The organism is Streptomyces sp. Wb2n-11, from assembly GCF_001049855.1.
Classification (GTDB): domain Bacteria; phylum Actinomycetota; class Actinomycetes; order Streptomycetales; family Streptomycetaceae; genus Streptomyces; species Streptomyces altiplanensis.
Genome location: NZ_CVPB01000001.1, coordinates 1,381,727 through 1,394,624 on the forward strand (window position 1 = coordinate 1,381,727; position 12,898 = coordinate 1,394,624).

12 protein-coding genes and 1 pseudogene are annotated in these 12,898 nt (G+C 71.4%); 3 read left to right on the plus strand and 10 right to left on the minus strand.

Annotated elements, in window-relative coordinates; all coding sequences use genetic code 11:
- Window positions 1–10: 10 nt before the first annotated feature.
- Together BN1555_RS06115 and BN1555_RS06120 are read left to right on the plus strand one after the other, a co-directional pair.
- Window positions 11–805, plus strand: a complete 795-nt coding sequence (locus BN1555_RS06115) for an aldo/keto reductase (protein WP_093798431.1) — start codon at window positions 11–13, stop codon at window positions 803–805.
- Window positions 802–1,602, plus strand: coding sequence for an ABC transporter ATP-binding protein (locus BN1555_RS06120; RefSeq protein WP_093798432.1), 801 nt, complete (start codon window positions 802–804; stop codon window positions 1,600–1,602). Before BN1555_RS06115 ends, BN1555_RS06120 begins: the two co-directional genes overlap by 4 nt.
- On the opposite strand, the gene BN1555_RS06125 is transcribed toward BN1555_RS06120, so the two are convergent.
- The 6 genes and pseudogenes from BN1555_RS06125 to BN1555_RS06155 all read right to left on the minus strand — a co-directional run bounded on the left by BN1555_RS06125 (window position 1,583) and on the right by BN1555_RS06155 (window position 7,439).
- Window positions 1,583–1,978, minus strand: a complete 396-nt coding sequence (locus BN1555_RS06125; protein WP_093798433.1) for a nuclear transport factor 2 family protein — start codon at window positions 1,976–1,978, stop codon at window positions 1,583–1,585. The genes BN1555_RS06120 and BN1555_RS06125 overlap by 20 nt on opposite strands.
- On the minus strand, window positions 1,971–2,522 hold the full coding sequence (locus BN1555_RS06130) for a DUF1697 domain-containing protein (RefSeq protein WP_093798434.1): 552 nt from the start codon (window positions 2,520–2,522) through the stop codon (window positions 1,971–1,973). The genes BN1555_RS06125 and BN1555_RS06130 overlap by 8 nt, the downstream gene beginning before the upstream one ends.
- 77 nt (window positions 2,523–2,599) lie before the next feature.
- Window positions 2,600–3,798 (minus strand): annotated as a pseudogene (locus tag BN1555_RS06135) (S8 family peptidase).
- Window positions 3,799–4,342: 544 nt separating this feature from the next.
- On the minus strand, window positions 4,343–5,647 hold the full coding sequence (locus BN1555_RS06145; RefSeq protein ID WP_093798435.1) for an ABC transporter substrate-binding protein: 1,305 nt from the start codon (window positions 5,645–5,647) through the stop codon (window positions 4,343–4,345).
- Window positions 5,647–6,486 (minus strand): carbohydrate ABC transporter permease, encoded by an 840-nt coding sequence (locus BN1555_RS06150; protein WP_093798436.1) that lies wholly within the window; start codon window positions 6,484–6,486, stop codon window positions 5,647–5,649. Before BN1555_RS06150 ends, BN1555_RS06145 begins: the two co-directional genes overlap by 1 nt.
- Window positions 6,483–7,439: a carbohydrate ABC transporter permease gene (locus BN1555_RS06155; RefSeq protein WP_093798437.1), complete on the minus strand. Its 957-nt coding sequence runs from the start codon at window positions 7,437–7,439 to the stop codon at window positions 6,483–6,485. Before BN1555_RS06155 ends, BN1555_RS06150 begins: the two co-directional genes overlap by 4 nt.
- Window positions 7,440–7,555: 116 nt before the next feature.
- Here BN1555_RS06155 and BN1555_RS06160 point away from each other — a divergent pair, with 116 nt between their 5' ends.
- The gene (locus BN1555_RS06160) at window positions 7,556–8,410 is read left to right on the plus strand and encodes a phosphotransferase enzyme family protein (protein WP_093798438.1); all 855 of its coding nucleotides are present in this window, start codon (window positions 7,556–7,558) and stop codon (window positions 8,408–8,410) included.
- A gap of 30 nt (window positions 8,411–8,440) precedes the next feature.
- Here BN1555_RS06160 and BN1555_RS06165 read toward each other — a convergent pair whose 3' ends face one another.
- The 4 genes from BN1555_RS06165 to BN1555_RS06180 form a co-directional block, all read right to left on the minus strand.
- Window positions 8,441–9,163 carry a 3'-5' exonuclease gene (locus BN1555_RS06165; protein WP_093798439.1) on the minus strand — a complete coding sequence of 241 codons (723 nt, stop codon included), beginning with the start codon at window positions 9,161–9,163 and terminating at the stop codon, window positions 8,441–8,443.
- A 76-nt stretch (window positions 9,164–9,239) separates the two neighbouring features.
- A complete protein-coding gene (locus tag BN1555_RS06170) occupies window positions 9,240–10,484 on the minus strand; it encodes an SAV2148 family HEPN domain-containing protein (protein ID WP_093798440.1) in 1,245 nt (414 codons plus the stop codon).
- A 99-nt stretch (window positions 10,485–10,583) separates the two neighbouring features.
- Window positions 10,584–11,915 (minus strand): copper amine oxidase, encoded by a 1,332-nt coding sequence (locus BN1555_RS06175; RefSeq protein ID WP_093798441.1) that lies wholly within the window; start codon window positions 11,913–11,915, stop codon window positions 10,584–10,586.
- A 64-nt stretch (window positions 11,916–11,979) separates the two neighbouring features.
- On the minus strand, window positions 11,980–12,858 hold the full coding sequence (locus BN1555_RS06180; protein WP_093798442.1) for a Tat pathway signal sequence domain protein: 879 nt from the start codon (window positions 12,856–12,858) through the stop codon (window positions 11,980–11,982).
- Between the last annotated feature and the right edge of the window lie 40 nt (window positions 12,859–12,898).

Genomic DNA, 12,898 nt, shown 5'->3' on the forward strand with positions numbered 1-12,898 from the left:
GCGTCCGTACATGATCTCGGACACCTTCGGCACCTTCAGCATCGGCGGGGACCTTCCCGTACGCCGCCTCGGGTTCGGCACGGCCCAGCTCACCGGACCGGGTTACTGGGGCCCGCGGGGCGAGCGTGCGGACGCGGTCGCGGTACTGCGGCGCGCGGCCGAGCGCGGCGTCACGCTCATCGACACGGCGGACAACTACGGCCCCGGGCTCGCGGAGGAGCTCGTCGCCGAGGCGCTCCATCCCTACCCGGACGGACTCGTCGTCGCGACGAAGGGCGGCGTGGTCCGTACGAGCGCCGACGCCTGGCACATCGCGGGGCGGCCCGAGGACCTGCGTGCCATGTGCGACGCGAGCCTGCGGCGGCTGCGGACCGGGACCATCGACCTGTACCAGCTGCACCGGCTCGATCCGGACGTACCGATGGCCGAGCAGCTCGGCGCGCTCGACGAGCTGCGTACGGCGGGCAAGATCCGGCACATCGGGCTGGACTGCGTCACCGTCCGGCAGCTGGAGGAGGCGCTGGCGCTTACGGACATCGCGTCCGTGCAGAACCGCTTCAACCTGGTGGACCGGTCGTCCGAGGACGTCCTTGAACTGTGCGAGGCGCGCGGGATCGCCTTCCTGCCCTGGTTCCCGCTGGCCAACGGGGAGTTGAAGGGGCGCGGGCAGCTCGCGCTGGCCTGGCTGCTGCACCGGTCGCCGGTGCTGTGCCCGACGCCGGGCACCGGGTCGCTCGTCCACCTGGAGGAGAACCTGGCCGCGGCCGAGCTGCGGCTGAGCGCGGAGGAGATGGCGGAGCTGTGAGCGTCGTGATCAGGGCGGACCGCGTCGATGTGGTCCGGGACGGCAATGTGCTGCTGGACTCGGTCTCGCTGACCGTACGCGGCGGCGAGCACTGGGCGCTGCTCGGTGCGAACGGCGCGGGCAAGAGCACCCTGCTCGCCCTGCTCGGCGCCGTCTCGCATCCGACGCGCGGCACGGTGGAGGTGCTCGGGCGGGCGCTGGGGAGGGTGGACCTGCGGGAGCTCCGGGCGCACCTCGGCCATGTGGACCCGCGCCACCCGCTGCGCTCGCCGCTGCGGGTGCGGGACGTCGTCCTGACCGGGCTCACCGACTCCGTGGAACCGGTGCCTCGTTGGTCGCCGGCCGCCGGGGACCTGGCACGGGCCGACCGGCTGCTGGAGATGCTCGGGATGGGCGGCAGGAGCGTGGCGCGCTGGCCGGCCCTGTCGCAGGGCGAGCGCGGGCGGACGCTGATCGCGCGGGCGCTGATGCCCCGGCCCCGGCTCCTGCTGCTGGACGAGCCGGCCACTGGGCTCGACCTGGCGGCCCGCGAGCAGTTGCTGTCCAGCCTGGACGCGCTGCGCGGCGAGCACCCCGAGCTGGCGACGGTCCTGGTCACGCACCATCTGGAGGAGCTGCCGGCCAGTACGACGCACGCGATGCTGCTGCGCGGCGGCCGGTGTCTCGGCTCGGGGCGCGCCGACGACGTGCTGACGTCCGACCAGGTCAGCACGTGCTTCGGCCACCCCGTGCGGATCGCCCGTACGGACGGCCGGTGGACCGCACGGGCGGAGCGGGTCACGGGGACTGCGGTGTGACGCCGGGGTCGTCCTCCTCTTCGTAGGGCGTGCCCTGGTGGAAGTAGAGGAGCCAGCCGCGGTCCGTCAGGCGCCACAGTGAACTCCGGTGGGCGCGGCGGCCGTTGCTCTCGGTGTCGAAGGTCAGCTGGACCACGTCGGGGGCGAGCCGCACGCCCCGCATCCGGGTGGTGGTGATCGGGCGGGCCGTCGTCGCGGCGGACTCGTCGGTGAGGGCCGCGACGATCGAGTCGCGGTCCCAGCGGCGGCCCGACACCCCGAACTCGTGGAAGTCGGGGTGGAACAGCTCGACGAGGAGTTCGGGGGTGTTGCGGACGGCCGGGTCGAGCAGGCGCAGCTCGCCCTCGATGGCGGCCTCGATCGCGTCGTCAGTCACGGGTCATCTCCACGAGCTTGGCGACCGTGTTCCAGTTGCGGGTGGTCGCGGTGACGCCCTTGAGGAGGGCCGGCCTCGCCAGCGTCTCGGCGAGCTTGGAGCGGCCCAGCCCGTCCGGTGCGTAGAGGTAGAGGGCGCGGTCGCCGAGGCGGAACTCCTCGGGGAGGTACGCCGCCGGGTCGACGGGCGCGAACCGCGCGGGGCCGACCCGGTGCGAGAAGTAGGTGACGTGGAGCTGCCTGCCCTCCAACTCGGCGGCGGGGAAGGGACAGGCGTCGGCGACGGCCTTCAGGTAGGCGCCGCTGCGGACCAGGCAGTCGACGGTGAACCCGAAGTGCGTCCCCATGGCCTTCTCCAGGTCCGCGGCGAGCGAATCGTCGGCGTCGTCGGCATCGGTGGTGAAGACGGCGTTGCCGCTCTGGAGGTACGTACGGACATCCCGGTGGCCCAGTTCGGTCAGCAGCGCCCGGAGCTGGGCCATGGGCACCTTCTTGTGCCCGCTCACATTGATTCCGCGCAGCAGGGCGGCGTACGTCGTGGTCATGCGCCAAACGATAGGCGGCCGCCGCGCCCCGTGGGGGAGGGCACGGCGACCGCCCGTTCGGTGCCGCGGGCGCGTCCCTACTCGACGACCTTCAGCAGCTTGTTCGGCGTGCCGGTGCTCGGGTTGCTGATCTTGTCCAGGGTGGCGCCCCCGGTCAGCGCCGTCGCGACGGCCTCGGGCGTGGCGTCCTTGTGCCCCGCCAGGTAGAGCGCGGCGGCGCCCACGACGTGCGGGGTCGCCATGGACGTACCGGAGATGGTCTTCGTGCCCTCGTCGCTGTCGTTCCAGGAGGAGGTGATGTCCGAACCGGGCGCGTAGATGTCCACGACCTGGCCGAAGTTGGAGAAGCCGGACTGCGCGTCGTCCTTGGTGCTGGAGGCGACGGTGATGGCCTCCTTCACGCGGGCCGGGGAGCCCTGCCCGGCATCACTGGACTCGTTGCCCGCCGCGACACCGTAGGTGACGCCGGAGGCGATGGACTTGCGCACCGCCTCGTCGAGGGCCTCGTCGGCGCCGCCGCCGAGGCTCATGTTGGCGACGGAGGGGCCCTGGTGGTTCTTGGTGACCCAGTCGATGCCGGCGACGACGCCCTCGGTGGTGCCCGAGCCCTGGTCGTCGAGGACGCGGACCGCGACGATCTTCGCCTTCTTCGCGACACCGTGCGCGGCGCCGGCGATGGTGCCGGCGACGTGCGTGCCGTGGCCGTTGCCGTCGTCGGCGGAGTCGTCGTTGTCCACGGCGTCGAAGCCGTGGGCGGCGCGGCCCCCGAAGTCCTTGTGCGTGATCCGGACACCGGTGTCGATGACGTACGCCGTGACGCCCTCGCCCGCGCTGTCCGGGTAGGCGTACTTGCCGTCACCGGCGGTACCTGCCTGGTCGATGCGGTCGATGCCCCAGGACGGCGGGTTGTCCTGCGTCGCGTTGATCGTGAACTTCTTGTTCTGGACGACCTTGGCGACGGACGGGTCGGCGGCCAGGCGCTTGGCCTCGGTCTCCGAGAGGCCGCTGGCGGAGAAGCCGTTGATGGCGGAGCTGTAGTTGCGCCGGAGCTTGCCGCCGTACTCCTTGGCCAGGTCCTGCTTGTCGGTCTTCTCGTCCAGCATCACGATGTAGCTGCCGGCGACGGCGCCCTCGGCGCCGACCCCGTACACATGCCCCTGGGCGGCCGGCGCCGCCCCGCGAAGGGGGAGCTGAGTACGGTCACGCCTGCCGCGGCCGCCACGGCGGTCATCGCCGCGGTGAGCTTCAGCCGGCTGGAACGCTTGTGAAGTGCCATGAAGAGGGGGCTCCTCGTCAAAATGTGGGGGGATTCACCTCCGGACCGAAAGATCTCCGGGGGTTGGCTCGAAACCCTGACCGATTGACGCGCGCAGATCAAGGTCTTCATGATCCCGTCACTTACTCAACAACGTTTCATAACAAAAAAACGGGCAGCGGGCTCCAAGTCGGACAGGGGCCGCCCGAACACCCTTTGCGCGGAGGAGACTTGCGTCCCGCCGCCGCCCCGCCCCTCTTCTCCGTACGGCCACTGTCACAGCCGGGTGCTGTTCACGAGCCGCATCCCGCCCGAGCCGTACCGGACGTTCGTCGCGGAGACAACCGACGGGCCCTCCTCCGGGCCGCCGGATTAGCGGCGAAGGCGCCGCCCCGTTCGGGGCGGCGTTCGGATCCACCACGGCCGACCCGGGATTCGCAGGACGGGTCGGGCACCGGGCGGCCGGCAAGCCGTGGTTCGACGTCGAGGTCGAGTGAGGCGCCCGGGACGGCCTCGGGAGCGGCGACGGGGAGACGGAGGCGGAGGCGGACCGTGACGCCGCGCTTCAGCGCTGGTAGCGGGCGAGCACCAGGTTTCCGTCCTCGACCAGGCGTTTCTCCAGCTCCTCGGCGTCGATCGCCCCGCTGTAGAACTCCTGGTAGGCCGGTGTCGCCACCTTGTCCTTCCACTCGGGATAGCCGCGCACGGACTGCGCCGGGTCCGGGACCAGGTGCTCGGCGAGTGCGGTGCCGGTGGCCCAGCCGTCCTTCTCGGCCCGCAGGCCCGGGTCCTTCAGCGCCGCGGCTCCGGTCGGCAGCATCCAGTCGCCCTTGGCGAGACGCGCCATGTTGTCCGGCTGGAGGAAGAAGTCGATGAACTCCACCGCCTCCTTCTTGTACGGGCTGTCCTCGGCCACCGACAGCGTCTGGGGGCTCACCCCCTGGGCCGGGCCCCCGGCTCCCGCCGGGGCCGGGAGAACCTTCCACTCGAAGCCCTCGGGGGCCTGCTGGACGATCTGCTGCCGGTAGGAGAAACCGAGCGGCACCATGGCGTACTTGCCGCCGAAGAAGCCGGGCAGGGTGTCCGAGCCGCCCATGCCGAGGGTGGCCGCCGATGCGCTCCTGTCGGCGTTGACCTGGTCGTGGACGGTGCGGGGGACCACGGCGTCGCCCTCGGTGAAGCGCACCCGCACCTTGCCCTCGGTGTCGCGGTGGAAGAGCTGTCCGCCCGCCGACAGCCCCAGGTTGAGGGTGGCGGACACCGGGTCCTTGAGGGGCCAGGCGACACCGAACCTCTTGCCGTCGCCGGTGCTCAGCTCTTTGGTGATCCACCGGAACTCCGGCCAGCTCCACGGCTTCTCGGGGGTGGGGATGCGCACCCCCGACGCCCTGAGGATCTTCTCGTTGGCGATCAGGACCCTCGGCTCCTGGAGGAACGGCACGCCGTAGACGCCCTTGCCGAAGGTCGTCGTCCGCCAACTGCGCCGCGGGATGTCGTTCTTGAGCCGGGCGGGCAGCAGCTCGCCCAGGTCGGCGAGGTAGCCGCCGTACGCGAAGTCGGCGAGGTCGTCGGAGGCGTCGTGGATGATGTCCGGGGCCTCGCCGCCCTCGAAGGACGTCAGCAGCTGGTCGTGGACGCTGTCCCAGCTGCCCTGGACGTACTCGACCCGGACGTCGGGGTGCGCGGCGTTCCACTCGTCGACGAGTGCCTTGTTGGCGTCGACGGACTCCTTCTGCCAGGCCAGCGACTGGAAGCGGAGGGTGACCTTCCCGCCGGTGTCCCGGTCGCCGCCGCCGTCCGAGCAGCCGGTGAGGAGCAGCGACGCGAGCGCGGTGGCGGTCGCGAGCTTCGTGAGCCGGGCGATGCGCATCAGGCCTTCACCGCCCCGGCCGTCATGCCGCCCGTGATCCGCTTCTGGATGAGGGCGAAGACGACGAGGGAGGGGAGGGTCGCGAGGAACGCGGCGGCGGCGAGCGGGCCGAGGTCGGCCACGCCCTCGGCGCCGAGGAAGTGGGTGAGCACGACCGGCAACGTCTGCTTCTCCGGAGTCTTGAGCAGGACGAGCGCGAAGAAGAACTCGTTCCATGCGGTGATGAACGCGAACAGCGCGGTGGCGACGATGCCGGGGGCCAGCAGCGGGGCGGTGACCGAGACGAGCGTGCGGAGCCGGCTCGCTCCGTCGACCGCGGCGGCCTCCTCCAGTTCGTGCGGTACGGCCCTGACGTAGCCGACCAGCATCCACAACGCGAAGGGCAGCGACCACACGACGTACACCATGATCAGACCCGCCAGGGAGTTGATCAGGTGGAGGTTCTTGAGGATCAGGAAGAGCGGGATGATCACCAGGACGAAGGGGAACGCCTGGCTGACCACGACCCAGCCGGTGGCGGCGGCGGAAAACCTGTTGCGGTGGCGGGCCATGACATAGGCCATCGGGGTCGCGATGACGACCGCGATCAGGGCCGCCGAGAGGGCGGCGGTCAGGCTGTTGAGCGCGGCCTCCAGCAGGGGCTGCTCGTCGAAGGCCTGACGGAAGTTGTCGAGGGTCGGGTTCTCGGGGATCCAGGTGGGATGCAGGGAACCGAGCTCGCGCGGCGGCTTGAACGCCGTCGAGATCAGCCAGAGGAAGGGGAAGGCGAGAAAGACCAGGTAGGCGAGGAGCGCGAGGTACTGGCCGGTACGCGCGGACCGGCTGGTGCGGAGCGTCACTGGTCCTCGCCTCCCTTCAGGCGGCCCACGAGGTAGAAGGCGAGCATCACCGAGATCGCCGCGACCATGACGCAGCCCATGGCGGCGGCGTAACCGAACTGCCCGTAGCGGAAGGCCTGTTCGTACGCGAAGAGCATGGGAAGGCGGGTGCGGCCCCCGGGACCGCCGTTCGTCAGGACGTACACCAGGGCGAAGGAGTTGAAGTTCCAGATGAAATTGAGAGCGGTGATGGCGAGGGCGACCGGTTTGACGGCCGGCCAGGTGACGGTACGGAAACGGCGCCAGGCGCCGGCGCCGTCGAGGGCGGCGGCCTCGTGCAGCTCGTGCGGCGTGTTCTGGAGGCCAGCGAGGAGGGCGACCGTGGTCTGGGGCATGCCCGCCCAGATGCCGACGAGGATCACGGCGGGGAGGGCGGTGGCGAGGCCCGTCAGCCAGTCGCGGCCGTCGCCCAGGCCCAGATCACGGACGGTCTCGTTCAGGATCCCGGCGTCCGGGTTGTAGACGAGGCGCCACATGATGCCGACGACCACTTCGGGCATCGCCCAGGGAATGATCGCGAGCGCCCTGGCCAGCCAGCGGAAGCGGAGGTTCTGGTTGAGCAGGAGGGCGAGACCGAGCGCCAGCAGGAACTGCGGCACGGTCACCCCGACCGCCCAGAGCAGGCCGATCCGGAACGATTCCCAGAACAGGGTGTCGTGCAGCAGGTCCTGGAAGTTCAGCAGTCCGACCCACTGGGTGGGCGTGGTGCGGCCCGACTGGGAATCGGTGAAGGCGAGCGCGATGCCGTAGAGCAGCGGGCCGACGCTGAGGATCAGGATCGGGATGAGCGCGGGCAGCACCAGGAACCAGGCGCCACTGCTCGACTTCCCGGTGCTGGACCTCTTGCCACTGCCTGGCCCGCTGCCGCTGCCGGTCCCTCTGCCGGACCGCGCCTTCGCGGTCTCCAGTGTCACGGATTCGACTCCTTCGGGCGGCTCGTACGGGACCGGCCGCCCCGGCGGCCCCCGTCATCGTGCTGACGGGCAGTTGGTTCGTCAACCCGGCCTGCGCGGATGCGAGAATCGGGCCCATGGACGAGACACGGGCACGCGAAGTGCTGGCCACCGCCGGACTCCCCGCCGGAGCGGAACTGCTGGCACTGGGCGAGAACGCGGTGTTCGCGGCCGGAGCTCTCGTGGTCAAGGTCGGCCGCCGCGACGCGGAACTGCTGGAGCGGGCCGAGCGCGAACTGGCCGTCGCGGCCTGGCTCGCCTCGTCGGGCGTCCCCGCCGTACGGGCCGCCGAGCCGAAGCCCCGCGTGGTGGACGGCCACCCGGTGACGGTGTGGCACCGGCTGCCCGAGGCCGTACGCCCGGCGGGCCCGCGGGACCTCGCGGAACTGCTGCGCCTGGTCCACGCCCTGCCCGCACCCTCGTTCCCGCTTCCCCGGCGGGAACTGCTCGGCGGGGTCGAGCGGTGGCTGCGGCTCGCGGGCGACGCGATCGATCCGGCCGACGCGACGTACCTGCGCGAGCGGCGCGACGGTTTCGCGGCGGCGGCGGCCGCGCTCGTCCCGCACCTGCCGCAGGGGCCGATCCACGGCGACGCGCTCCCCCGCAACGTCCACGCCGGCCCCGACGGTCCGGTCCTGGTCGACCTGGAGACCTTCGCCGCCGACTTCCGCGAGCACGACCTGGTGGTCATGGCCCTCTCGCGCGACCGCTACGGCCTGGCGCCCGAGGCGTACGACGCCTTCACCGCGGCGTACGGCTGGGACGTACGCGAATGGTCCGGCTGCGCGGTGCTGCGCGGGGCCCGCGAGACGGCCAGCTGCGCCTGGGTGGCGCAGCACGCTCCGTCCAGCCCGGCGGCCCTGGCCGAGTTCCGCCGACGGGTGGCGTCCCTGCGCGACAGCGACCCCGAGGTCCGCTGGTACCCCTTCTGACCGGCCCCGCGCTCGCCCGCCTGCCCGGGCTCAGCGCCCTGTCGGCACCACCTCGCGCAGGGGCCAGCGCGGGTCGATGACCGCGTCCGGGGTGCCCTTCCTGCGGAGGAACTCCTGGAAGGAGGCCGCCCAGTCGGCGTACCACTGGATCTGCTTGTCGTGCAGGTCGGCGGGGGTGAGCGCCGCGACCGAGGGGTGGCGCTCGGCTATCGCGCGGGCGACTCCGACCGCCGCGAGGGCGTCCGCCGAGGCTTCGTGGGCACCGTCCAGGGCCACGCCGTACTCGGCGCAGACCGCTTCCAGCGTCCGCTTGCCCCTGCGGTAGCGGTCGACGGCGCGGTCGATCGTGTACGGGTCGATGACGGGGCCGATGCCTGCGCCGCCGAGCCGCTCGCTCAGCGACGGCAGCCCGTACCGGTGCAGCTCCGCCGCGAGCAGCGTCAGGTCGAACGCCGCGTTGTAGGCGACGACGGGAACACCCTGCGCCCAGTAGCCGGTGAGCGTTCCGGCGATCTCGTCGGCCACCTCACGGGCCGGCCTGCCCTCCGTCCCGGCCCGCTCGCTGCTGATGCCGTGGATCGCCGACGCCTGGTCCGGGATGCGGACGCCCGGGTCGGCCAGCCAGTCACGCCGGCGGACCACGGCGCCGTCCTGCACACCGACGACCGAAGCCGTGACGATCCGGGACTCCAGCGGTTCCGTGCCGGTCGTCTCCAGGTCGAACCCGACCAGTGGTTCCCCGTGCCATCCCATCCTGGGACCTCCTTCGTGATGCTCCCGGATGCTCCCCCGGTGAAAACCACCCTCGCACGCACCACTGACAACGCCCTCAGGAGACCGGTCGGGAGTCCGCCCACACCGCTTCGAATTCTTCCCGGTACGTCTCGAAAAGACCGTGCTCGGTGTCGTGGCCGTCCTGCCCGTGCCTGACCACACCGCGCCCGCCGCCCCGCAGCACCAGGACCGGCGCCTCCATGCCGCGCGCCCTGCGCAGATACGTCTGGACGACGGCGAGCCCGTCCGAACCGTCCCCGTCCACCAGGTACGCCGTGAAACGGGGCGTCTCGTCGAAGACCTGGATCTCGAACGCCCCCGGGTCGCGCAGCTTCGAGCGCACCCGCCGCATGTGGAGGATGTTCATCTCCACCGAACGGCTCAGCTCGCCCTTCTTCAGACCGAGTTCCCGCTCGCGCCGCTTGACCGCGCTGCTCGCCGGGTTGAGGAAGAGCAGCCGTATGCGGCAGCCCGATTCGGCCAGCCGCACCAGCCGCCGGCCGGAGAAGTTCTGGACGAGGAGGTTCAGACCTATGCCGATCGCGTCGAGACGCCGGGCGCCGCCGAAGAGGTCCTCGGCGGGCAGCTGGCGCTGGAGGCGCACCCGGTCCGGGTGGACGCTGACCACGTCGGCGTACCGGTCCCCCACCAGGTCCTCGACCGCGTCGACCCTGAGCCGGTCCGACGACGGCACGCCGGCCCCGCTGCCCAGGATCTCCAGGAGCCGCGCGGACGCCCGTTCCGCCTGGGCGAGGACCGCCTCGGACAGCGCCCGGTTGCGTGAGACGACGTTGCGGGTGACCTCCAGCTCGTCCAGGGCCAGCTCGACGTCGCGCCGGTCCTCGAAGTACGGCTCGAAGCACGGCCAGTGCTGGACCATGAGCTCGCGCAGCTGCGGCAGCGTGAGGAAACTGATGACGTTGTCGTCGGCCGGGTCGAGCAGGTAGCCCTTCCTGCGGGACACCTCCCGTACCGCGACGGCGCGCTGCACCCACTCCTGGCCCGCCGGCCCCGCGGCCGCGACCACCCACTCGTCCTCACCGTGCACCGGCTCGTAGATGGGCCGGAGCACGGCGGCGACGACGGCGCGCAGTCGCTGCTCCACCAGGTTGAGCCAGATGTAGGCCCGCCCCGCCCGCTGGGCACGCGTGCGCACCTCGCTCCAGGCGTCCGCGCCCCAGTCCAGCTCCGCTCCGATCTCCATCGGCCGCGCAAGCGAGACCGCCCCGGGCGGGACGCCTGTGGAACCCCCTTCGTGACCTGCGTCACCGGGGGGCAGTTCCAGCCCTCCCGAGCTCACCCACGCACCGCCTTCAGCTTCTGCAAGCCCCGTCTTCAACGATCAAGGAAGGGTACTCCGGAGCGGAAGGCGGTGCAGCCGGATCCACAGGCTCCTTTCTCAACTCCCCTGCTCGTACCGTCCGTTCTGTCCGGCAAGATCGGCCGGAGTGAGCGGATTCATAGCGGTTACGTCCCTGGGTGCCAGCTGGAAACCCTGCCAGTGGACCGGCATGGGCTGCTGGTCCTCGTCCCGGGCGACATGGTGGAATCCGATGTTGACCCAGGTGATCGGGTTCTTGAGGGTTTCGCCGTTCACCCACTCGTCGACGCTGTCCGGCGCGTTCGCGCCGCCGCAGTCCCGGATGTTGTTGCTCGCGAACTGTTCACACTTGCGGTAATCGGTGAAGTACAGGTCGTGCTTGGTGAAGCTGCGCCCCGGATGCTTGTTCGAGGCGCCGGGCACGATCTCGTACGAGCGCGGGTGCCCGTCCTTGTTCTTGCCGGTCGCGCTGACGACCCGCCACCACCGCATGCTCCTGGCGTCGCCCGCGAGCTCCTTGGTGATGGGGGTGCGGGTGGTCCTGGTGGTCGGCTTGCCGTTGCCCCGCGGCGGGGTGACCTTCGAGTCGTACTGCTCGATCCGGTTCTTGGAGCTGCCGTCGAGACCGAAGTTCAGCCGCCAGAAGACGTTGTGGCTGTGGCTGGTGGCGTAGTCGCGCGCGCCCTTGCCGATCGGCCAGCCCCGGCCGTCGGTGGCGTCGTAGTCGCCCGGCGAAAGGCTGCCGGTGGCGCCGACGTTGGCGGATACGGTGCCGTCGGAGGAGAAGCGCCACTCGGTGATGTACTCGTACCAGGACACCTTGTTGACGGTGTAGACGAGCAGGTCCTTGCCCTGGGCCTGCCAGACCTTGGTGCCCTCGTCGTTGGCGAGGCGGTACGCGTGCCCGCGCGCACGCGTGGTCGTGCACAGGCCCTTGACGTTGCCCACCTCGCGGACCCGGACCGTCCTGATGGTGCCGCCGGGGCACTCGGTCGGCTTCAGGTTCTGGAGTCCCCAGCCGAAGCCGTAGCCGGTGAGGTCGTCGTACTCCTCCCGGCCGTTGTCGTACGGCACGTGGACCTGTGCGAGCTTGCCGCTCGTCAGGACGCGGATCGGCTTGGGCTCGCCCTTGGGCTGGTACGAGACCTTCTCCAGGACCAGGCCGGCGTCACTGTCGTAGTTCCAGCACATGCGCCAGGTGGTGCCGCCGTCGAGCTTCTGCTCGATGCGGTACGCCGCGCTGCAGTCGGCCGGCGCCGGCGCCGGCGCCCGGGGCGCGGTCCCGGGTGCGGCGGCGGGGGCCGCGGTGGCGGCGGATCCGCCCGCGGCCGCGAGGCCGCCCATCAGGCTCGTGACGGCGATGATTGCCGCGGCCCGCTTGCGGGCACCAGAAGTTCTGTTGACGTGCATGAGGATGGACTCCCTCGTACGGAAGTGCGGGAAGGGGCTGAAGAGGATGAGACGGGTGAGAACGTCAGCCGATGCGGCCGACGGTCCTCGCGCTCAGGTCGACGACGAGATCGCGGGTGTCTATCCACGGTCCGTTCTTGACCTTGGACGTGACGCGGACGCACCGGTGCGCTCCGCACTTCGCGAGCGCCCGGGGCACCCGCTCCTCGCGGTCGGCCCGGTAGATCCCGCCGTTCACCCACAGCTGGTCCGCCGAGGTGAGCGGTTTGCCCATGGCGTCCTGATAGTCCTTCTTCAGGCCCTCGCCGAGCGGGCTCGCCAGGATCAGCTCCGTGGCCTCACGGTTCTCCCGGGGAGTGGGCGACGGCTGCACGCCCTTGAGGACACTGGTCCGCTCGACCTCGCCGGTGGCGAGGTCGACGGTCCTCGTCACCAGTTCGTCGCTCCTGTAGTCGTAGTACGAGACCTCCGCGCGGCGCGGCGGCGCGGCGTCGTCGACCTCGGACGGCTGCATCTCGCTCAGGTTGGTGGTGAGGTGCTGGAGCCCCCGGTCCCCCTCGACGTCCCGGCCGGCGGCGAACCGCGCCGGGGACAGCGCGAGCTTCTCCACCCGCTCCAGCTCGCCGTCCGTCAGCGGGTCCCTGCCGATGCCCCGCTCGTCCTCCGCCGGGGCGTCCTCGACGACCCCTGGCTCCGGAGCCCGCCCCGCGGCGGTCCCGTCGTCCTGGGCGCTCCCGTCGTCCTGCGCGCCACGGTCTCCCTGGGCGCTCCGCCCGTCCGGGGCCGGCCCCGTGGCTGCCGCGGTCCCCGCCCGTCCGCGCTGCGTGTCGTCGGCGCCCGCCGGATCCGGCAGGGTCACCCCGATCATCAGCGCGGTCCCGGTCACCGCGATCGCGGTCCCCGCCAGCACCTTTCCCAGGTGACGGCGCACTGTCCCGTTCACATTGCCCCCCTGCTTCTGCCCCGATCCTCCGTCGCCCGCG

Coding starts and splice junctions, on each gene's coding strand:
- BN1555_RS06115 (WP_093798431.1), top strand. CDS start 11: ATGATCTCGGACACCTTCGGCACCTTCAGCATCGGCGGGGACCTTCCC.
- BN1555_RS06160 (WP_093798438.1), top strand. CDS start 7,556: ATGGACGAGACACGGGCACGCGAAGTGCTGGCCACCGCCGGACTCCCC.
- BN1555_RS06145 (WP_093798435.1), bottom strand. CDS start 5,647: ATGCGCATCGCCCGGCTCACGAAGCTCGCGACCGCCACCGCGCTCGCG.
- BN1555_RS06175 (WP_093798441.1), bottom strand. CDS start 11,915: ATGCACGTCAACAGAACTTCTGGTGCCCGCAAGCGGGCCGCGGCAATC.
- BN1555_RS06165 (WP_093798439.1), bottom strand. CDS start 9,163: ATGGGATGGCACGGGGAACCACTGGTCGGGTTCGACCTGGAGACGACC.
- BN1555_RS06130 (WP_093798434.1), bottom strand. CDS start 2,522: ATGACCACGACGTACGCCGCCCTGCTGCGCGGAATCAATGTGAGCGGG.